Raw genomic sequence first — 19,054 nt, 5'->3', positions numbered from 1 at the left:
AGCCCTCACTTCATCATCGCCGGCAGCCACAGCGACAGCTGCGGTACGAAGGTCACCACCAGCAGCACCGCGAACGCCGCCAGCCAGAACGGCCAGATCGTCTTCAGGGTATCGCCGATGCTGATCTTGCCGATCGCCGTACCGACGAACAGCACCGAGCCCAGCGGCGGCGAGATCAGGCTGATGCCGCCCTTGAGGATCAGGATCACGCCGAAATGCACCGGGTCCACGCCAATGGCCTTGGCCAGCGGCAGGAAGATGGGCGTGCAGATGATGATCATCGGCGCCAGGTCCATGAAGGTGCCCAGCACCAGCAGGATCAGGATCATCAGCAACAGCAGCAGGTTCTTGTCGGTGGTGATGCTGGTCAGCCCGTCGACCGCGGCCGACGGCACCTGCAGGTAGGCGAGCAGCCAGCCGAACGAGGCCGCCGAGGCGATCACGAACAGGATCATGCCGGTGGTGCGCGCCGCGCCCGTCACGGTCTCGAGGAAATCGCGCCAGTTGAGGTTGCGGTAGACCAGTGCCGTCACCAGCAGGGCGTAGACCACCGCGATCGCCGCGCTCTCCACCGCGGTGAAGATGCCGGCGCGGATGCCGACGAAGATCAATGCGACCAGCAGCAGGCCCGGTGCCGCCGCGACCAGGCGTCGCAGCACCACGCCGAAGCCGGGGAACGCCTCGATGGCGTAACCGCGGCGGCGGGCGATGATCCAGCAGGTGACCATCAGCGTGGCCGTCATCAGCAGCGCCGGCAGGATGCCCGCGGCGAACAGGTCGGCGATGGAGATGCTGCCGCCGGCCGAGGCCGAGTACAAAATCAGGTTATGCGAGGGCGGCACCAGCAGCGCGACCATGGCCGCGGTCATGGTGACGTTGACGGCAAAGTCGCGGTCGAAGCCGCGGCGCACCATCTGCGGGATCATCGCGCTGCCAATGGCCGAAACGTCGGCAATGGCCGAGCCCGACACGCCGCCGAAGAACAGCGACGACAGCACGCTGACCTGGCCCAGGCCGCCACGCAGGTGGCCGACCAGCGACGACGCCAGGCCGATCAGGCGCTCGGAAATGCCGCCGCGCAGCATGATCTCGCCGGCGAAGATGAAGAGCGGAATGGCGATCAGCGAGGCCGAGCCGGCACCGGCGGCGGTCTGCTGCACCATCACGATCGGTGGCAGGCCGATGTAGAGAAGCGTCGCCAGCGCGGCGGAGGCAAGCGAGAAGGCGACTGGCACGCCAATGATGAGCAGCACGCCGAACACGACGAACAGGACGGTGACTTCCATCATTTACTCCGCATCGAAGCAGCGGGCGCGGTGACCACCGCGATCAGGCGCTGCAGGGCAAACAGGACCATCAGTGCACCGGCGATCGACATCGGCGCGTAGACCGCGCTCTGCGGCATCGGTGCGCCCGCCATGGGGATGTCGATGCCGTCGAGCAGCAGCTCACCGCCCCACAGCGCCAGCACGAATCCGATCCCGGCGATCACCAGGTTCGTTATCGACAGCAGTACCTTGCGCACCGTCGGTGGCGCCCAGTGCACCAGGATGAAGAAGCCGAAGTGCGAGCCGCGGTGGACGCCGGCGGCCGCGCCGAAGCTCATCGCGGTATTGAGCAGCAGCAGGGCGACCGGCTCGGTCCAGCCCGGCGAATCGTTGAGCACGTAGCGCGCGAACACCTGCAGCGCCTGCACCGCGACCATGCCGACCAGGGCCACGCCGGCGACGCCGGTGGCGATACTGGCTACGCGGTCGAGCCAGGTGCGCGGGCCGAGTTCGGCCTCGCTGACGTGTTCGGCATCGACATCAGGCGCTACTGCAATGGGAGCTTCTGCCATCGTGATGCCTCAGGCCAGTGAACGGATTTCGCGGTACAGCGCTTCAATCGCCGGATCGCGGTGGTAGTCGGCCAGCAGCGGCGCCACGGCCTGGCGGAACGCACCCAGGTCGCAGTCGTTCATGCGCACGTTGGCGGCGATCAGTTCCTGGCGCGCGGTGGCTTCCGACTCGTCCCACAGCTTGCGCATCACCGCCACCGAGGCGCGCGAGATGTCCAGCAGCAGTGCCTGGTCGCGCCTGGACAGCGACTCCAGGCTGCGACGCGAGATCAGCAGCACGTCGGGCGAATAGGAATGCTCGGTCTGCGACCAGTAGTGCGCGGCCTCGAACTGGCGGCTGGAATGGAAGCTGCGCAGGTTGTTCTCGGCGCCGTCGATCAGGTGCGTCTGCAGTGCCGAGAACACCTCGCCATAGGCCAGCGGCGTCGGGTTGCCGCCGAGCAGGCGGATCATCCGCATGAAGATGTCCGAGGCCGGCACGCGGAACTTGAGGCCGTGCATGTCGGCCGGCGTGTGGATCGGGCGGCGCACGTTGTAGAAGCAGCGTGCGCCGCAGTCGTAGATCGCCAGGCCGACCAGGTCGCGCTTCTCGAAGCCCTGCAGCACGGTCGCGCCGACCTTGCCGTCGAGCGCGGCGCGCAAGTGCGGCACCGAGTCGAAGACGTACGGCAACGACAGCGCCTGGGTCAGCGGAAACGCGTTGTTGAGCGCGCCGGAGTAGACGCGGGTGATGTCGATTGCGCCGAAGCGGGCCATGTCGATGGCCTCCGACTCGCGGCCGAGCTGGCCCGAGTGGTACACGCGCAGGCGCAGGCGGCCGCCGGTTTCCTGTTCGAGCTGCTTGCCGATCCACTGCACGGCGGCAACGGTCGGGTAGTCCTTCACGTGGACGTCGGTGGCGGTAAGGATCCGGACATCAGGGCTGGCGCCAAGCGCCGGCAGCACCGACGCGCCGCACGCGGCGGCCATGCCGGCAAGGAAGCGGCGTCTTTCGATCATGCGCGGCCCCCCGTCAGGCTGCCTTCTTCAGTGGCTGTGGTGGTCCGGCACGTCAGTTCGCCCCAGCTGCCGAAACTGATGCGCGAGTCCTGTCCGGCGAGGATGTCGTGGATTCCCGTTGCCGCGCCGGTGGTGACCAGCATGCCGGCCTTGAGCGGATGACCGCGACTGGCGCAGCGCGACAATGCGAACGCGAGTGCGGCGAGCAGCCCGCCCGGAATCGAGTCGGCGCCGCCGGTGCCGACCGAGGCACCGTCAATGAAGGTTTCGCAGCGCAGTTGCGCGCTGTCCACGGCCTGCCAGTCCGGCACTTCCGCGCCAAGGATCAGCCCGGTGTTGTTGCCGAAGTCGGAGACCACGATCGGCGGGCCCAGCACGTTGATCATCGGCAGCGGGCTGCCGGCCAGCTCGACGCCGATCAGCAGCGCATCGACGAGCGCCGCGGCTTCGGCTTCGCTGTATGCGGTCTTGCCGGCGGGCGCGTCGGCACGCAGGCGAAAGACGTACTCGGCCTCGACGGCCGCGAAGCCGCCCGTGATCACCTCGAAGTTGCCCGCACCGTCCGCAGGCGACTGCACCGCACCTTCGAAGATCGGGCCGACCAGGCGTTCCTCGCCCAGGCGCGCTTCCCAGTCGGCCGGAATGCGGCCGACCTTCCAGCCCACCACCGGCCGTCCCCACAGCGCGATGGCGTGGTCCTGGATCGCGTAGCCCTGGTCCAGAGTCGCCGGCAGTGCGCCCGGGTAGTCCGGCAGCGCCGCCGCCTGGCGCCGTGCCGTGACCAGCCGCTGCGCGATCGCTGCGCTGTCGGCGCTGTCCCCATCCGGCGCGAGTCTGTCCATGCGGTGCGATTTCCCCTGGTGATGTCTCTTCGATGAAGTTGTATAGGAAACCGGTGTCATTGACAATCGGGGCCTACACTCGGATCACGACTCGGGGAGAGGTACGGATGGGGATCAAGGGGAAGGGGCACGTTTTTCAGGGGCTTGGGCGTGGATTCGCAGTCACCGCACTGGCCCTGGCCATGGCCGGCCCGGGACTGGCGGCCGAACCGTCCCCCGACCCGGCGGTGTCCCAAAGGACAGGTGCCGCAATGGCCGGCCTGGCCTTCCCGGGCGCCCAGGGCTGGGCCGCGCATACGCCGGGCGGCCGCGGCGGCCGGATCATCCGCGTGACCACGCTGGAAGCCTCCGGGCCTGGTTCCTTCGCCGAAGCGCTGGCGGCGAGCGGGCCACGCATCATCGTGTTCGAAGTGGGCGGCGTGATCGACCTGGGCATGAAGGAGCTGCGCATCACCGAGCCGTTCCTCACCATCGCCGGCCAGACCGCGCCGCAGCCCGGCATCACCTTCATCAAGGGCGGCCTGACCATCGCCACCCATGACGTCGTGGTTCGCCACATCCGCATGCGCCCGGGCGACGGCAACAAGCCCAAGTGGTCGGGCGACATCGATGCGATCACCACCGTGCGCGGCGCGCGCGACGTGATCGTCGATCACTGCTCGCTGACCTGGGCCACCGACGAAAACCTGTCGGCGTCGAGCACCCGCTTCTTCGGCGAGAGCGAAAAGGACTGGATGGAGGCCGCCTCGCGCCGCATCACCTACAGCAACAACATCATCGCCGAAGGCCTGGCCAACGCCACCCACGCCAAGGGCGAGCATTCCAAGGGCTCGCTGATCCACGACCACGTCAACGACGTGCTGATCATCGGCAACCTCTATGCCCACAACTACGAGCGCAACCCGCTGTTCAAGGGCGGTGCGCGCGGCCAGGTGATCAACAACCTGATCTACGACCCGGGCCAGCGCGGCGTGCACTACAACCTGATCGCCGAGGAATGGCTGGGGCATCCGTACTCGCGCGGGCAGGTGATCGCGCGCGGCAATGTGATGCGCGCCGGCATCTCGACCGAGCAGGTGGCGTTCTTCAGCGTCGGCGGCTCGGGCGATGTCGATGTGTATCTGGACGACAACCTCGCTGTCGATCGCCTCGGTGCGCAGCTGCCGCAACAGGGCCGCTACACCACGACGCCGATCAAGGTCGATGCGCTCAAGCGGCCGCCGGCATTGCCGTTCGGCGTGACGGTGCTGCCTTCGGCGCAGGTGCAGGATGCGGTGATCGCCAATGCTGGCGCGCGGCCGTGGGATCGCGACGATGTCGACCGCCGGATCCTCGCCGACACCATCGAAGGGCGCGGTCGGATCATCGACAGCCAGGAGCAGGTGGGCGGGTATCCGAAGCAGGAAAGCACGAAGCAGGGGTTCGTACCGGCGGACTGGGACCTGGAGACGATGGAGCCGTTGAAGCCGCTGCCGCGGCGCGCGCCGTTGAAGTAAGCAGGCGCCACCCGGCGAACGAAAACGAACGTCATCCCGGCGAACGCCGGGATCCAGGCCATCAAGCCCGACGTTCGTGGTGCTCTGATGCCGTGACGCTTCGACACTGGATCGCGGCGTTCGCCGGGATGACGGTGTCATGGGGATGACGGTGTCCGCGCTAAGACGGTGTCAGTGCATCACTTCACCAGCAGCGCCAGCGGCAGCCCCGACTGCCGCAGCGCGAACGCAAACTCTTCCGCCATCCGTTCCGCGCCGGCTGGCGAGAAGTGCGTGTTGTCTTCCACGCCCTTGGGATAGTTCGCGCTCTCGCCAACGCCCACCCACAGGAACAGCCGCTTCGACGGCTCCACGCCGGCTTCCTGCAACACCGCCGCACTGCGCCGCTCCATGTCGATCAGCACCACCTGCTCGCGCGCCGCCAGCGCACGCACCAGGTCCGGATACTCGCCGTGGCTGTCGAGCACGTGCCCCGCCTCGTCGAAGCGCCGGCGCGCCACCGGCGTCAGCAGCACCGGCGTGGCCTGTCGGGCGCGGACGTCGGCGACGAAGCGTGAAAGGTTCCGTGCATAGTCCGGCGGCGGCGTATAGCGGTCCTTCTTCTCCACCGACTGGTCGTTGTGGCCGAACTGGATCAGCACGACGTCCCCCGGCCGGGTCGCCTCCAGCAGTTCCTGCCAGCGGCCTTCCTCGATGAAGGTGCGCGTGCTGCGACCATTCTTCGCACGGTTGTCGACCTGCACCGTCCCCGGTTTGAACTGCGCGGCCAGGAACTCGCCCCAGCCGGTCTCCGGGCGCTTCTCCGGCAGCTTTTCGGCCATCGTCGAATCGCCGGCAAGATGGATCGTCACGGTGTCGGCCGCGCGCACAGGCGCGATCAGCAGCATCGAAAGGCAGAGCGCCAGTCCCAGCTTCAACATTGCATTCCTTCAGTCACAGGTCGGGCTGCCAGCCGGACAGCACGCGATCGCGCGAGTAGAGCGCCAGCTGGCCTGCATCGAGCTGGCGACGCGTTGGCGACTCATGTCCGCCCGGTCCCCGGCTGTCATGTTCGAACAGCCGCGCCAGTTCCGGCTCCAGCATCACGCGCTGGCCGTCGCGCGCGGTGTAGCCCATCGCGTCCCAGCCCTTGGCATCGATGTGGGAATCCATCCAGCACGACACGTATACCGCCGCACCCAATGCCTCCGGGTCGCCGTACTTGCCGTCGGCGAAGGTTCGCCCCGGCCGCCATGCGCGCCCGAGGGCAACGCTGCCGTCCGGAATTTGTGCATCGCGGCTGAGCCGGCAGCGCAGGAACGTCAGTCCGTGGGTTTGCGAGACCTTCGTGGATGGCACCGCCACGTAGCCCTGGCGGTCCTTGCCGGGACGGAAGCGCGAATGCAGTTCGCACTCCTCGAACAGTGCGTTGCCGCCGCCGAAGATGAAGTCGACGCTGCCGCTGACCCGGCAGTTGCGGAACAGACTGCGTCCGGCATCGGCGAACAGCGTGTCCTGGTGGCCGATGAGATCGACATCCTCGAACAGGCAGCGGTCCGCGCCGGCATCGAGCATCAGCGCCACGGCCTGCGCGCCATTCGGGCCGATCGGCTCGAACTTCGGCGCGGCGAGGTTGCCGACGTAGTCGAACGCGTTTTCAATCGCCAGGCGCTGCACGCGGAAATCCGGTGCACGCACGGTCACGCTGGCGCAGCCCCAGGTACCCCAGGGTTCGCCGTCGGGGCGCTTCATGCCGGCGGCGGCATCGAAGCTCAGCACGCTGGCGCTGCGATCCTCGCCGACCAGGTGGATCCACGGCCTGTCGACCACCAGCTTCTCGTGCCAGCGCCCGCGCGCGACCAGGATGCGGAACGGCTGTCGCCCGTCGACAGGCGCCGCGGCGATCGCTTCGCCGACGCTGGCGAACGTGCGCACGCCCGGGTAGGGCGTGCGCGCCACGACAGCATCGAACGGTGGCGCGGTGGCTGCTGCGCGAAGCGGTGAGATGGTCGCCACGGAAGCGGCCAGCGACGCCTGCAGCAGGCGTCGCCGTTGCATCCACACGTCATGACCTCTGAAGTCGTCGCGCATCAAGCTCCGCTCCCCAACGGTTGCCGTCTACTTGTACGGACCTGCCCCCAGGATCACCGTCAACGGCACCGACCAGGTCGGATCGATGCGTCGATACAACGTCGGCGTCCATGTCACGGTCGGCTGCAGCGGCGTGGCGCTGGTCGCGTTGAAGGCGGCGACCACGTCGACTTCGCTGTGGCGGGTGAATCCGTTCAGCAGCGTCCCCTGTGCCTGCAACGCGGTGCCGTTGAAGCGTTCCACGAACAGGTCCGGCGTAACCGCGACGGGCATCAGGAAATGGTTGTTCTGGGCGAAGATCTGCCCCTCGATGCCGGCGCCCCAGCTGTAACCGTAGGTCTGGGCGCCATCGGGGGTCAGGCTGTACTGGTTGTTGTAGACGTGGACCTGGCCGTAGCGCACCCGCGGCACGCGCTGGCCCAGGTCGTGGAACAGGTTGTGGTGCAGCGTCACGCGCAGCTTGCCGCGGTCGGCCACGGCGCTGTCGGACGAACCGAACAGCATCGCCTTGTCGTGGTTGGCCAACAGGTTCCAGGACACCGTCACCAGGTCCGATTCGTTGGTCACGTCGACCAGGCCGTCGTGCACCTGGTATAGCCGGCCGAAGTAGCTGGGCTGGGTGCTGTCGGCGGTATCGATGTCGAGGAAAGCGTTGTGGTCGATCCAGACATGGGTCGAGTTGCGCACCGAGATCGCGTCGTACAGCGAGTTCCAGTTGCCTTCCGCGCCATCGGTCGGCGCCCACTGCGGGAAGCAGTCGTAGGTGTCGACGAAGCTGAGGTTGCGCACGATCACGTTCATCGGCTGGTTGCCGCTGGTGCTGCTGGGGCGGATATCGACCCACGCACCGCGCAGGCCGGCGCCGCGACCGACGCCAACGATGGTCGTGTTGGCCGGCACGCGGATGCGCACGCGCGCCTGCTGCGCCGCGGCCGAGGCCACGCGCGCGCGCTCGAGCGGACCGCTGGGATTGACGCGTCCCCACACCGCCGGGTCATAGGCAGCGAGGAAGGCATCAAGCGAGTAGGGCGTGGCGGTCTGCGGATCCGGACGCGCGTAGTCGGCGCAGGTCAGCGGGTTGCCGGCGTCGTCGACATTGGCGTCGATCATGCCGGTGATGCGGATGATCTTCGGCGTGGGATCGGGAAAGGCGAGTGCGGCGACCAGCGCATTGCGATCGCTGACGTCGTGGACACGCGTGGTATCGGCGGCCGAGCCACCGATGGTGCCCTGCGGCAATGCCGCGGTCGGCAGCGCTGCCCAACCGTCGTTGGCAGGCAGGGTCTGGCGTTCAAGTGGTATCGGCGGCGCGGCGATAGCGCCGGGGGAAAACAGCGCCAGCGACAGCGCGGACAGCAGGACGGACTTGCGAGTGCTCATCGGTACCGCTCCTTCGTGGTGTGGACGGAGCGGACGTCGGCAGCGAAGGCGGCACGGCGTCCGCTGATGGGACACGACATGCGACTGCGGCAGAAAAAAACGCCCCCCTCCCGGACGGGAGAGGGGCTGTAGCAACCATCAGAACTTGTAGCGGGCGCCCAGGAAGTACTGGCGACCGGTGTGGTGGTAGACCGAGGCGCGATCGCCGACCGAATCCACCCACTGGTCCTGGAACTCGTCGGTGAGGTTCAGGCCTTCCAGCGTCAGCTCGAAGTGATCGTTGATCTTGTACGAGGCCGACATGTCGAAGGTCAGCGTTTCGGCCGTGCCTTCCACGTCGTTGCCGTTGCGGCCCGGCACCGTGGTCAGGTAGTCGTCGCGGTAAGCCGCCGAGACGCGCGCGCTGAACTTCTCGCCTTCGTAGTAGAGCGTTGCGTTGTAGGCGTTCTTCGACAGGCCGGTCAGGTCGGTGCGCAGCGACGGCGCGCCGGTCGAGGTCACGTACTGGATCTTGGAGTCGACATAGGTGTAGTTGAGCTGCACACCGAAATCGCTCCAGAAGCCCGGCAGGAACACGAACGGCTGCTGGTAGGTGAATTCCAGGCCCTTGAGCGGACCGCCCTTGCTGTTGATCGGGACGTTGAACTGGAAGTCGTCGTTGGCCGTGGCGCCGGTGCCGATCAGCAGGCTCTCCGGCAGGCCGGAGGTGTAGTACGGGCGGATCTCGCGCGAGGTCAGGACGAAGCTGTCGATGTCCTTGTAGAACAGGCCCAGCGCCAGCAGCGATTCTTCGGCGAAGTACCACTCGAAGCTCAAGTCGGCGGTCTTGGCCCGGAACGGATCCAGCATCGGATTGCCGCCAGTGACGACGCGATTGCCACCGCTGACGTTGACGGTGACGCCCGGGGTGAGGTTGCCCAGGCCCGGGCGCGCCATGACCTTGGAGGCGGCCAGGCGGATCAGGAAGTCCGGGGTGACGTCAGCGACCAGGTTGAACGACGGCAGCGTGTCGTCGTAGCTGCGCGTCACGGTGATCTGCTGTGCCGGGCCGCTGGCGGGCGTGGAGAATCCGGTCGAGCTCTGGCGGGTATCGACCTGGCGCACACCGACGTTGCCGCTCAGCGGCATGCTGCCGATCTGGGTGTTGAAGTCGGCCTGGATGAAGAAGCCCTGGTCGCGCTCTTCCACGCTGCGGTTGTTGCCGAGCACCGCCGCCACGCGATCGCTGGTCGCGAAGATGCCCTGGTCGCTGTAGATGTTGAAGGCGCGGTTGAAGGCATCGATGTCCGGGATCAGCCAGGTGCCATCACCGATGTTGGAGATGTCTTCCAGCCCGATCGGCCTGGTCAGGTCGGCCAGGGTGGTGCCGGCCGGAAGACCCGGCACGACCAGCTCGGAAGCGCGACGCTCCTCGCGCGTATCGAACGTGTACTCCTTGAACTGGCCGCCGGCCTTCAGGCGGAAGCCGTCCGTCAGCTGCCAGGCGAAACCGAGCTGGGCGTTGTCGATGGTGTTGTCGGCGAACTGCGGACGCAGGCGGATTTCAGAGCCCGGATTCTGCGCATTGCCGCTGATGAAGCGCCACTGCGCCGGGTCGTTGACGTCGAAGCCGTTGGTGATGACCGGCAGGCGGTTGTCGCCACGGTAGTCGTAGACGTAGCCCTGCGCGTTGAGCTTGTCGATCGTGATGGTGGTCTGGATCGGGTTGGCGAACTCGGACTTGGCGTGACCGGCCTCGAAGTTCAGGCTGAAGTCGTCGGTCAGTTCGTGGTCGGCGTAGAAGTTGAACTGGGTGAACTTGGTTTCAAGTTCGTCATAGCGCGCTTCCGAGCGCACGTCGACGTTGTTGAAGCGGCCATAGACCAGGTTGCCGCGGCCGTCGACTGCGCTTTCCAGCACGACCGTCTCCGGCTTGCCGCCAGCACCGGCGGCGCGACAGGCGTTGCCGGCCGCGCCCGCGACGCAGGCGCCGCGACTGAACGACAGACCGTTGAGGAAGTTCTCGCCGCGCGTGGCATCGAGGTCGGCGTACATCACGTCCAGGCCCAGCGAGGTCTTGTCGCTCGGGTCGAACTGCAGCGACGCGGTGATGCCCAGGCGCTCCTGCTCATGCTCGAGAACGCCGTAACGCGGAATACGCGGGTGGAACGTGGCGGCGTTTTCCACCGAAGGCGTGCCGGCGAAACCGCCGCTGCTGGTGCCGGTGTCCCAGCGCACCGTGCTGTGTCCTTCCTCGACCAGGCGACGCTTGGTGTAGGCCACCGAGAGCAGGGCGCCGAACTTGTTGTCGAACCAGGTATTGCTCATCAGCATGGTCGCGCGCGGGTCGAGATCCCCGGCCAGGTCGTTGTAACCCAGCTGCGCACCGGTGACGAAGGTGAAGCCGTCGTAGTCGAACGGACGCGCGGTCTGCAGGTCGACGGTGGCGCCGAGCGCGCCTTCCTCGATGTCGGCCGAGGCGGTCTTGCGCACGGTGATGCTGTTGAACAGCTCCGAGGCGAACACGTTGAAGTCGAAACCGCGGCCGCGGTTGGCGCCGCCGGAACTGTCGGTACCGCCGGTGGTGGTCAGCGCTTCCATGCCGTTGATGCGCACGCGGGTGAACTGGCTGTCGAGGCCACGCACCGAGATCTGACGGCCCTCGCCGGCATCGCGCGCGATCGACACGCCCGGAATGCGCTGCAAGGATTCGGCGAGGTTGAGATCCGGGAAGTCGGCGATGTCTTCTGCGACGATCGCGTCGACCACGCCTACTTCGCTGCGCTTCTTGTCCAGTGCCTTTTCCAGGCTGCCGCGGAAGCCGGTGACGACGACGGCATCGAGATCGGTCGCGTCCTGGCGCTGCTGTGCGGCAGTATTGGCGACGGCTTCGGTCGCTGCGGTGGACTCATTGGTCGTGGACGCATCCTGGGCAAGCGCGCTGAGCGCTGCCATCTGGAGCGCCAGGCCTATAGAGGCCGCCAATAAGGTAACCGGTGTCTTTTTGGTGGCACGCTGAAATTGCATAGGTTCCCCTCCCTAATGACTAAGACAGCTTGTAAGGTGCTTGTTGACTGGCTTGCGACGCTTGCTATCGTGATCCGGCGGTGTTCGGCGGTGCAAATGACACCGATGGCCAAAACCCTAACAAAAGGGACAGCGGTTCGCATGCTGCGGTGCGCCATAACCGCCGGGGCGGCGGGGCAGGCGCTATCAATAGGGACAATTCCATCCTCCGGGAGCAGGGCGTGAGTCAACGGATCGTGTGTTTTGGGGAGCTGCTGCTGCGCCTGTCGGCGCCGGGGCGCGAGCGTCTTCTGCAGTCGCCGGGGCTGGAAGTCCACATCGGCGGGGCCGAGGCCAATGTCGCCGTATCACTGGCGCGCCTGGGCCATGACGCTGCGGTGGCAAGCACCGTGGCGGACAACGCGTTGGGCGAGGCGGCGATCGGCGAACTGCGCCGATACGGGGTCGACACGCGCCATGTGCGCACAGCGCCCGGACGGATGGGGTTGTACTTCCTCTCCAACGGCGCGATGCAGCGTCCGAGCGAAGTGCTCTACGACCGCGCCGATTCGGCGTTCGTCCGATCCACCGACTACAACTGGGACGCGCTGCTCGACGGCGCCAGCTGGTTGCACCTGTCCGGCGTGAGTCCGGCACTGGGCGCCGCCACGGCCGAGGCGACCATCGCCGCGGCGCAGGCGGCGCGCCGGCGCGGGGTCAAGGTGTCCTTCGACGGCAACTTCCGCGGCAAGCTCTGGCAGGCGTGGAACGGCGACGCCGCCGCGATCCTGCGCCGCATCTTCGCCGAGGCCGACCTGGTGTTCGCCGACCACCGCGATATCGAAGTGGTCCTGGGCCAGCGCAGCGCCGCCGAAGGCGAGGACGCGGTGGCCGAGGCCGCCGCGCATGCGTTCGCCGCGTTCGAGCACCTGCAATGGCTGGCCTGCACGCTGCGCCGCCAGCACAGCGTCGACCACCACACGCTGTCGGCGGTGATGTGCGGGCGCGATGGCGCGCGCCATCGCGCGCCCGCCTACGAGCTGGAGGCGATCGTCGACCGTATCGGCACCGGCGACGCCTTCGCCGCCGGCGTCCTGCATGGACTGATCACCGGCATGGCGCCGCCCGAGCTGCTCCACTTCGGCCTCGGCGCGGCCTGCCTGAAGCACTCCCTGCCGGGCGACTTCAACCTGGTCTCGCGCGAAGACGTCGAGGCTTTCACCGCACAGGCCGGCTTCCATGTCCGTCGTTGACGCCCGGGCGCTGCTGCGCGGCAGCCGCATCATCCCGGTCTACACGCCCGGCAGCGTCGATGAAGCCGTGGCGGTGGCGCAGGCGCTGCTGCGCGGTGGCATCGATGCGATCGAGGTGACGTTGCGCACGCCGGTGGCGCTCGACGCGATCGCCGCGGTCGCCGCGCAGGTGCCGGGGATGAAGGTCGGCGCCGGCACCGTGCTCGATGCCGCGCAGATGCGCCAGGTGCAGCGCGCCGGTGCATCGTTCGCGGTCTCGCCCGGGTCCTCGCCGCAATTGCTGGCCGCCGCGCGCGAGGAATCGATGGCCTACCTGCCGGGTGTCGCCACCGGCAGCGAGGTGATGGCGGCGATGGCCGCCGGCTTCGACCTGCTCAAGCTGTTCCCCGCGCAGGCGATCAATGCACTGGGTTTGCTGGCGGCCTGGCGCGGGCCGTTTGCCCAGGTCCGCTTCTGTCCGACGGGCGGCATCGACGCCGCACGCGCGCCCGAATACCTGCGTCAGCCCAACGTCGCTTGCCTGGGCGGATCGTGGCTGACACCGGCCGATGCACTGGCGCAAGGCGACTGGGAGCGCATCGAAAGCCTGGCGCGCGAGGCCGCGGCACTGTCGATTGTCTGACGGACAAACGGCCAAAGTGGGCCGTCATGGCGGTCGTTGGCGAAGAAAGTAGCAATTTCCCGCATTTTTTCGCCTCTTACCACTTGGCGGCGCACTTGCCTTGCCCTACATTCCGCTTGCCTAGCGGGGAAATCCGGGCACCCATCAACTAATCGAGTATTACGAGACACATATGGCGAAGACGAAGAAAGTGGCAAAGAAGGCCGCGCCGAAGAAGGCCGCCGCCGCCAAGCCGGCTGCACCGAAGCCGATCAAGGAAGCGCTGACCAAGTCGGGCCTGGTTGCGCACATCGCCGAGGCCGCGGGCGTCGCTGCCAAGGACGTGCGCGCTGTCCTGGCTGCACTGGAAGGTGCCGTGCACGGCTCGGTCAGCAAGAAGGGCGCTGGTGCGTTCACCCTGCCGGGCCTGCTGAAGATCACCGCCGTCAGCGTTGCGGCCAAGCCGAAGCGCAAGGGCATCAACCCGTTCACCAAGGAAGAAGTCTGGTTTGCCGCCAAGCCGGCTTCGGTCAAGGTCAAGGTCCGTCCGCTGAAGAAGCTGAAGGACGCAGCGGCCTAAGCCGTTGTGATCTACCGGGATGCGGTGCGCGCAAGCCACCGCATCCTTTCCCGGTCGCCGCCACGCCGGCGGTCGGTCTGTCTCCCGCCGATCCGCGCTCAGCGATCGAGCAATCCCGACGCCACTGCCACCGCGACGTCGTCTTCGCGATCGATGTCCAGCCGCAGTTCCGGCGCGTCCGTCCGCCACAAAGCTCCGCCTAGCGCCGTCAGTTGCGCGCCCAGTCCGCGGTCGCCATCCAGCCGCGCCGACGCCTCCGTCAGCATCGCCATCGTGACCAGCGCCGGAATGCCGGCGGCTTCGCCATGCGCGGTCGCCGCGCAGCCCGAAGCGGATTGGCTGGCGCCGTCCAGCAGTGCCTGCAGATGATGTGACTCGAGCGCGGGCTGGTCGCAGCCAAGCACCAGTACCTTGCCTTCGAAGCCAGCCAACGCCGATGCCGCGCATTTCAGGCTGCTCGACAGCCCCTGCGACCAGTCCTGGTTGACGGTGCACTCGGCATCGAAGCCGGCGCCGGCTTCGGCAATCCGCATCGCATCGGCCCCGGTAATCAGCAGCAGGCGCTGCGGATGCGTTGCCGCGGCCAGGCGCACGGCGCGATGCACCAGGGTCTCGCCATCGCGGCACAGCAGCTGCTTGGGGCGCCCGAGCCGGCGGCTGCCGCCGGCGGCGAGCACCACCGCGGCATGCGCCGCTTCGCTCACGCACGGCCTCCGTGCAAATGGTTCTGCAACTGCGCGGCGATGCTCAGCGCGATCGCCTCCGGTCCCGTGCCGCCAAGCGCGAGGCCTACCGGCGAGTGCAGGCGCGGCAGCAACGCCTCGCGAACGGTGGCGGGCAGCACGCGGAACAGGTCTTCGCGACGCCGCACCGGACCGAGCAGGCCGACGAAACGTATAGCGCAATCGGCCAGCGCCACCAATGCTTCGCGATCGAGTTCGAAATGGTGGTGCATCACCAGCGCGGCATCGAACTGGCCTTCGGCGGTCGGCAACACCTGCGCTGGCGACTGGGCGATGGCGACATCGGCATCGGAGCCGACGGATTGCCAGCGCGGACGCCGCTCGACCAGCGTGGTGGTGATGCCCAGCAGGCGCAGCATGGGCAGCAACAGCGGTGTTTCCGGCCCGGCGCCGAGCAGCAGCACCGCCGGCGGGCGCGCGATGCTGAGCGTCCATGTCGGCGGCGGGTCTGGCCACGGCACGCTGGCGGCCTGGAAACGGTGCACGCTGCGCTGCATGCCGATACTCGCGATGGCGCCGCCGCCCGGCTCCAGGATGACTTCGAGCGGACCCTGTCGCGAACGCCATGCCGTGATCAGCGCCGGCCACGGCGCCAGCGACGCCAGCGGCAGCAGGGCGATGCGCAGGCGGCCACGACAGCCCACGGCGGAACCGGAAAGCAGGTCTTCATCGTTGCGCGTGTCGATCTCCAGCCACTGGATCGTCTGCGTGCGCACCGCTTCTTCGGCGCGCAACGCGATCTCCGGCTCCAGGCAGCCGCCGCTGAGCCAGCCGACCTGGCGGCCTTCGCTGCCGAACAGCGCCAGCGCCCCGGCATGGACATAGGTCGACCCGGACGTTTCCAGCACCAGCGCGAGCGCGGCCGGCTCGCCGTGTGCGATCGCGTCGGCAGCGGCTTCGAGCACGCCACGGGTGGCGCCGGGCAGGAAGGGTTCCATGGCGGCAGTCTAGGGCTTGTGCGGGCAGTGGTGCCGTGATTGCCCGGCGGCAATCGCGCGCCGGTGCCGCCAGTTGTAGGAGCGAGCTTGCTCGCGAAGGGCATTTCCGACGCCGGTCGCGAGCAAGCTCGCTCCTACCCGGAGGAGCGGGAGTCAGCTCCTGGCCGAGCCGCCGCGATGCAGCCAGCGATACAGCACCGGCAGCACCAGCAACGTCAGCAGCGTCGACGACACGATCCCGCCGATCACCACCGTCGCCAGCGGTCGCTGCACCTCGGCCCCCGCGCCCTGGTTGAACGCCATCGGCACGAAGCCCAGCGATGCCACCAGCGCCGTCATCAGCACCGGCCGCAAGCGGCCGAGCGCGCCGTCGACGATGGCCACGTCCAGCGCCGCACCCTGTTCGCGCAGCTTGCGGATGAAGGCGATCATCACCAGGCCGTTGAGCACGGCCACGCCCGACAGCGCGATGAAGCCGACGCCGGCGGAGATCGACAACGGAATCCCGCGCAGGGCCAGCGCCACCACGCCACCGGTCAACGCCAGCGGCACGCCGCTGAAGACGATGGCGGCATCGCGCACCGAACCCAGCGACCAGAACAGCAGGGCGAAGATGATCGCCAGCGTCACCGGAACCACCACCGACAGGCGCTGGCTGGCAGAGATCAGCTGCTCGAACGTGCCGCCATAGTCGATCCAGTAGCCACTGGGCATGCGCACCTGCGCGTCGACGCGTTCACGCAGTTCGCTGACGAAGCCACCCAGGTCGCGACCGCGCACGTTCGCCGTCACCACCACGCGCCGCTTGCCGTTCTCGCGGTTGATCTGGTTGGGGCCGAGCACGGTTTCGATCCTCGCCACCTCGCGCAGCGGAACCGTGCGTGGCGTGCCGGCGCTCCAGCTGCCGGGCAGGCTGGACTCGTCGTGGCCGGCGACATTGGCAGGCAACGGAATCGGCAGGTCTTCCAGCGCCGCAGGATCCTGTCGCAACCGTTCCGGCAGGCGCACGACGATGTCGAAGCGGCGGTCGCCTTCGAACAGTTGCCCCGCCACTTCGCCACCGACCGCCGTCGCCAGCGTGGCCTGCACGTCGCCCGGGTTGAGGCCGTAACGCACCAGCGCCTGGCGATCGGGAACCACCGTCAGCAGCGGCAGGCCGGTGGCCTGTTCGATCTTCACGTCGGCTGCGCCCGGAACGGATCCGGCGACTTCCTCGATGCGTTGGCCGAGCTTGACCAGCGTGTCGAGATCGTCGCCATAGACCTTGACCGCGACATCGGCTCGCACGCCCGATATCAGTTCGTTCATGCGCATCTGGATCGGCTGGGTGAACTCGTAGTTGTTGCCCGGCAGGCTGCGCGCCGCCGCCTCGAACTCGGCCAGCAGTGCCGCCCTGGGCTTGCCCGGGTCGGGCCAGTCCTCGCGCGGCTTGAGCATCACGAAGGTGTCGGTCACCGACGGCGGCATCGGGTCGTTGGCAATCTCGGCGGTACCGATCTTGCTGAAGACGCGCTCGACCTCGGGCAGGCTGCCAAGCGTGCGCTCCAGCGTCGCCTGCATCGACACCGCCTGGGTCAGGCTGGTGCCGGGAATGCGCAGCGCGTGGATGGTCAGGTCGCCTTCGTCGAGGTTGGGAATGAACTCGCTGCCCAGCCGCGTTGCCAGCAGGCCGCAGCCCACCACCAGCGTGACCGCTGCGCCGAACACCCAGGCGCGGCGGCGCAGCGTCCATGCCAGCAACGGCGCATAGCGACGGCTGCACCACTGCATCACCCGGTTCTCCTTCTCCTCCACGCGACCGCCGAGGAACAACGCGATCGCCGCCGGCACGAACGTCAGCGACAGCAGCATCGCCCCGCTCAGAGCAAGCACCACCGTGATCGCCATCGGATGGAACATCTTTCCCTCGATACCGGTGAGGGCGAAGATCGGCAGGTAGACGGCGGTGATGATGCCCACGCCGAATAGGCTCGGCCGGATCACTTCGGCGGTGGCCTTGGCGGTCAGCTCGAAGCGCTCCTCCTTCTCCAGCGTGCGGCCCAGGGCATGCTGCATCTCGCCGAAACGGCGCAGGCAGTTCTCGATGATGATCACCGCACCGTCGACGATCAGGCCGAAGTCGAGCGCGCCCAGGCTCATCAGATTGCCCGACACGCCGCCGCGGACCATGCCCCACACGGTGAACAGCATCGCCAGCGGGATCACCGCCGCGGTGATCAGCGCCGCGCGGAAGTTGCCGAGCAGCACGAACAGCACCACCACCACCAGCAGCGCGCCCTCGGCGAGGTTCTTCGACACGGTGGCGATGGTGCGGTCGACCAGCGCGGTGCGGTCGTAGACGGCAGTGGCGACCACGCCCGGTGGCAGGCTGGCGTTGACCTGTTGCAGCCGCGCCGCACTGGCCTGTGCGACATCGCGGCTGTTGGCGCCGACCAGCATGAACACCGTGCCCAGCACGACCTCGCGGCCGTCCTGCATGGCGGCACCATTGCGCAACTCAGGGCCTTCGCCGACGCTGGCGACATCGCGCACGCGGATCGGCACGCCATCGCGGCGGTCGAGCACAATCTCGCCGATCGCCGCGGCGTCGGCCACCTGGCCCGGCACGCGCACCAGGAACTGCTGGCCGTTGCGCTCGATGTAACCGGCCCCGATGTTCTGGTTGTTGGCAGCCACCGCCGTGACGAGGTCGCGCAGGGTGAAGCCGAGCGCGACCATCCGCGCCGGCTCCGGGGTGATGTGGATCTGCCGGGCGAAACCGCCGATCGTGTTGACCTCGGTCACTCCCGGCGTGTTGCGCAGCTGCGGCCGAACCACCCAGTCCTGCAGGGTGCGCAGGTCGGTGGAGGTCCAGGGCGTGCCGTCCGGCTTGCGTGCCTCCGGGTTGGCCTCGACGGTGTACATGAAGATCTCGCCCAGGCCGGTGGCGATCGGTCCCATTTCCGGCTCGATCCCCGGCGGCAGCTGCGAGCGCGTCTGCTGAAGGCGTTCGGCGACCTGCTGGCGGGCGAAGTACAGGTCGGTGCCGTCCTTGAACACCACCGTGACCTGCGACAGGCCGTAGCGCGACAGCGAACGGGTGTAGTCGAGCCCGGGCAGGCCGGCCATCGCCGTCTCGATCGGAAAGGTGATGCGCTGTTCCGACTCCAGCGGCGAGTAACCGGTGGCTTCGGAGTTGATCTGCACCTGGACGTTGGTGATGTCCGGCGTGGCGTCGATCGGAAGCTGGCGGAAGCTCCAGATGCCCAGCAGCACCAGCGCCAGGGTGAGCGCGAGCATCAGCCAACGGTGGCCAATGGCGAAGCGGATGATTTTCTCGAGCATGTC

General features: G+C 67.8%; 15 protein-coding genes. 4 read left to right on the top strand and 11 right to left on the bottom strand.

Annotation, left to right across the window (positions count from 1 at the left end; genetic code table 11):
* Positions 1 to 5: 5 nt before the first annotated feature.
* The 4 genes from AC3A3Q_RS03975 to AC3A3Q_RS03960 are packed head-to-tail and all read right to left on the bottom strand — an operon-like array spanning position 6 to position 3,681.
* Complete coding sequence (locus AC3A3Q_RS03975; protein ID WP_200607424.1) at positions 6 to 1,286, bottom strand: TRAP transporter large permease; 1,281 nt, start codon at positions 1,284 to 1,286, stop codon at positions 6 to 8.
* Positions 1,286 to 1,840, bottom strand: a complete 555-nt coding sequence (locus AC3A3Q_RS03970) for a TRAP transporter small permease (RefSeq protein WP_487584998.1) — start codon at positions 1,838 to 1,840, stop codon at positions 1,286 to 1,288. The genes AC3A3Q_RS03975 and AC3A3Q_RS03970 overlap by 1 nt, the downstream gene beginning before the upstream one ends.
* 9 nt (positions 1,841 to 1,849) lie before the next feature.
* A complete protein-coding gene (locus AC3A3Q_RS03965) occupies positions 1,850 to 2,809 on the bottom strand; it encodes a TRAP transporter substrate-binding protein (protein WP_487585490.1) in 960 nt (319 codons plus the stop codon).
* A 26-nt stretch (positions 2,810 to 2,835) separates the two neighbouring features.
* Entirely contained in the window at positions 2,836 to 3,681 is an 846-nt protein-coding gene (locus tag AC3A3Q_RS03960) for a 2-keto-4-pentenoate hydratase (RefSeq protein ID WP_487584997.1), read from the bottom strand.
* Positions 3,682 to 3,932: 251 nt separating this feature from the next.
* Between AC3A3Q_RS03960 and AC3A3Q_RS03955 the strand changes: the two genes are divergently transcribed.
* Positions 3,933 to 5,177, top strand: a complete 1,245-nt coding sequence (locus tag AC3A3Q_RS03955) for a pectate lyase family protein (RefSeq protein WP_487584996.1) — start codon at positions 3,933 to 3,935, stop codon at positions 5,175 to 5,177.
* Between the two features lie 179 nt (positions 5,178 to 5,356).
* Here the strand turns inward: AC3A3Q_RS03955 and AC3A3Q_RS03950 are convergent, their stop codons facing one another.
* The 4 genes from AC3A3Q_RS03950 to AC3A3Q_RS03935 form a co-directional block, all read right to left on the bottom strand.
* Complete coding sequence (locus AC3A3Q_RS03950) at positions 5,357 to 6,094, bottom strand: rhamnogalacturonan acetylesterase (RefSeq protein ID WP_487584995.1); 738 nt, start codon at positions 6,092 to 6,094, stop codon at positions 5,357 to 5,359.
* A 16-nt stretch (positions 6,095 to 6,110) separates the two neighbouring features.
* Entirely contained in the window at positions 6,111 to 7,247 is a 1,137-nt protein-coding gene (locus AC3A3Q_RS03945; RefSeq protein WP_487584994.1) for a pectinesterase family protein, read from the bottom strand.
* 27 nt (positions 7,248 to 7,274) lie between these two features.
* Positions 7,275 to 8,627: a pectate lyase family protein gene (locus tag AC3A3Q_RS03940; RefSeq protein ID WP_487584993.1), complete on the bottom strand. Its 1,353-nt coding sequence runs from the start codon at positions 8,625 to 8,627 to the stop codon at positions 7,275 to 7,277.
* Positions 8,628 to 8,765: 138 nt separating this feature from the next.
* On the bottom strand, positions 8,766 to 11,633 hold the full coding sequence (locus tag AC3A3Q_RS03935) for a TonB-dependent receptor (protein WP_487584992.1): 2,868 nt from the start codon (positions 11,631 to 11,633) through the stop codon (positions 8,766 to 8,768).
* A gap of 221 nt (positions 11,634 to 11,854) precedes the next feature.
* Here AC3A3Q_RS03935 and AC3A3Q_RS03930 point away from each other — a divergent pair, with 221 nt between their 5' ends.
* From AC3A3Q_RS03930 to AC3A3Q_RS03920, 3 genes are all read left to right on the top strand, one after another.
* Positions 11,855 to 12,865, top strand: coding sequence for a sugar kinase (locus AC3A3Q_RS03930; protein WP_487584991.1), 1,011 nt, complete (start codon positions 11,855 to 11,857; stop codon positions 12,863 to 12,865).
* A complete protein-coding gene (gene eda / locus AC3A3Q_RS03925) occupies positions 12,852 to 13,487 on the top strand; it encodes a bifunctional 4-hydroxy-2-oxoglutarate aldolase/2-dehydro-3-deoxy-phosphogluconate aldolase (protein WP_487584990.1) in 636 nt (211 codons plus the stop codon). The genes AC3A3Q_RS03930 and eda overlap by 14 nt, the downstream gene beginning before the upstream one ends.
* A gap of 172 nt (positions 13,488 to 13,659) precedes the next feature.
* A complete protein-coding gene (locus AC3A3Q_RS03920) occupies positions 13,660 to 14,046 on the top strand; it encodes an HU family DNA-binding protein (protein ID WP_158732745.1) in 387 nt (128 codons plus the stop codon).
* A 98-nt stretch (positions 14,047 to 14,144) separates the two neighbouring features.
* Here AC3A3Q_RS03920 and AC3A3Q_RS03915 read toward each other — a convergent pair whose 3' ends face one another.
* The 3 genes from AC3A3Q_RS03915 to AC3A3Q_RS03905 all read right to left on the bottom strand — a co-directional run bounded on the left by AC3A3Q_RS03915 (position 14,145) and on the right by AC3A3Q_RS03905 (position 19,051).
* Complete coding sequence (locus tag AC3A3Q_RS03915; RefSeq protein WP_487584989.1) at positions 14,145 to 14,750, bottom strand: nucleotidyltransferase family protein; 606 nt, start codon at positions 14,748 to 14,750, stop codon at positions 14,145 to 14,147.
* A complete protein-coding gene (locus tag AC3A3Q_RS03910) occupies positions 14,747 to 15,727 on the bottom strand; it encodes an XdhC family protein (RefSeq protein WP_487584988.1) in 981 nt (326 codons plus the stop codon). Before AC3A3Q_RS03910 ends, AC3A3Q_RS03915 begins: the two co-directional genes overlap by 4 nt.
* A gap of 153 nt (positions 15,728 to 15,880) precedes the next feature.
* Positions 15,881 to 19,051: an efflux RND transporter permease subunit gene (locus tag AC3A3Q_RS03905; RefSeq protein ID WP_487584987.1), complete on the bottom strand. Its 3,171-nt coding sequence runs from the start codon at positions 19,049 to 19,051 to the stop codon at positions 15,881 to 15,883.
* Positions 19,052 to 19,054 lie beyond the last annotated feature (3 nt).

The organism is Lysobacter sp. Soil_C_59, from assembly GCF_057656415.1.
The sequence above is the reverse complement of the archived record's forward strand: the minus strand, read 5'-3'. Positions and strand labels throughout refer to the sequence as shown.

What these genes read in the sequence shown, in the direction of transcription:
- AC3A3Q_RS03940 (WP_487584993.1), bottom strand. Translation starts at nt 8,627, where the DNA reads ATGAGCACTCGCAAGTCCGTCCTGCTGTCCGCGCTGTCGCTGGCGCTG.
- AC3A3Q_RS03920 (WP_158732745.1), top strand. Translation starts at nt 13,660, where the DNA reads ATGGCGAAGACGAAGAAAGTGGCAAAGAAGGCCGCGCCGAAGAAGGCC.
- AC3A3Q_RS03960 (WP_487584997.1), bottom strand. Translation starts at nt 3,681, where the DNA reads ATGGACAGACTCGCGCCGGATGGGGACAGCGCCGACAGCGCAGCGATC.
- AC3A3Q_RS03970 (WP_487584998.1), bottom strand. Translation starts at nt 1,840, where the DNA reads ATGGCAGAAGCTCCCATTGCAGTAGCGCCTGATGTCGATGCCGAACAC.
- AC3A3Q_RS03955 (WP_487584996.1), top strand. Translation starts at nt 3,933, where the DNA reads ATGGCCGGCCTGGCCTTCCCGGGCGCCCAGGGCTGGGCCGCGCATACG.
- AC3A3Q_RS03965 (WP_487585490.1), bottom strand. Translation starts at nt 2,809, where the DNA reads ATGGCCGCCGCGTGCGGCGCGTCGGTGCTGCCGGCGCTTGGCGCCAGC.
- AC3A3Q_RS03905 (WP_487584987.1), bottom strand. Translation starts at nt 19,051, where the DNA reads ATGCTCGAGAAAATCATCCGCTTCGCCATTGGCCACCGTTGGCTGATG.
- AC3A3Q_RS03910 (WP_487584988.1), bottom strand. Translation starts at nt 15,727, where the DNA reads ATGGAACCCTTCCTGCCCGGCGCCACCCGTGGCGTGCTCGAAGCCGCT.
- AC3A3Q_RS03975 (WP_200607424.1), bottom strand. Translation starts at nt 1,286, where the DNA reads ATGGAAGTCACCGTCCTGTTCGTCGTGTTCGGCGTGCTGCTCATCATT.
- AC3A3Q_RS03945 (WP_487584994.1), bottom strand. Translation starts at nt 7,247, where the DNA reads ATGCGCGACGACTTCAGAGGTCATGACGTGTGGATGCAACGGCGACGC.
- AC3A3Q_RS03935 (WP_487584992.1), bottom strand. Translation starts at nt 11,633, where the DNA reads ATGCAATTTCAGCGTGCCACCAAAAAGACACCGGTTACCTTATTGGCG.
- eda (WP_487584990.1), top strand. Translation starts at nt 12,852, where the DNA reads ATGTCCGTCGTTGACGCCCGGGCGCTGCTGCGCGGCAGCCGCATCATC.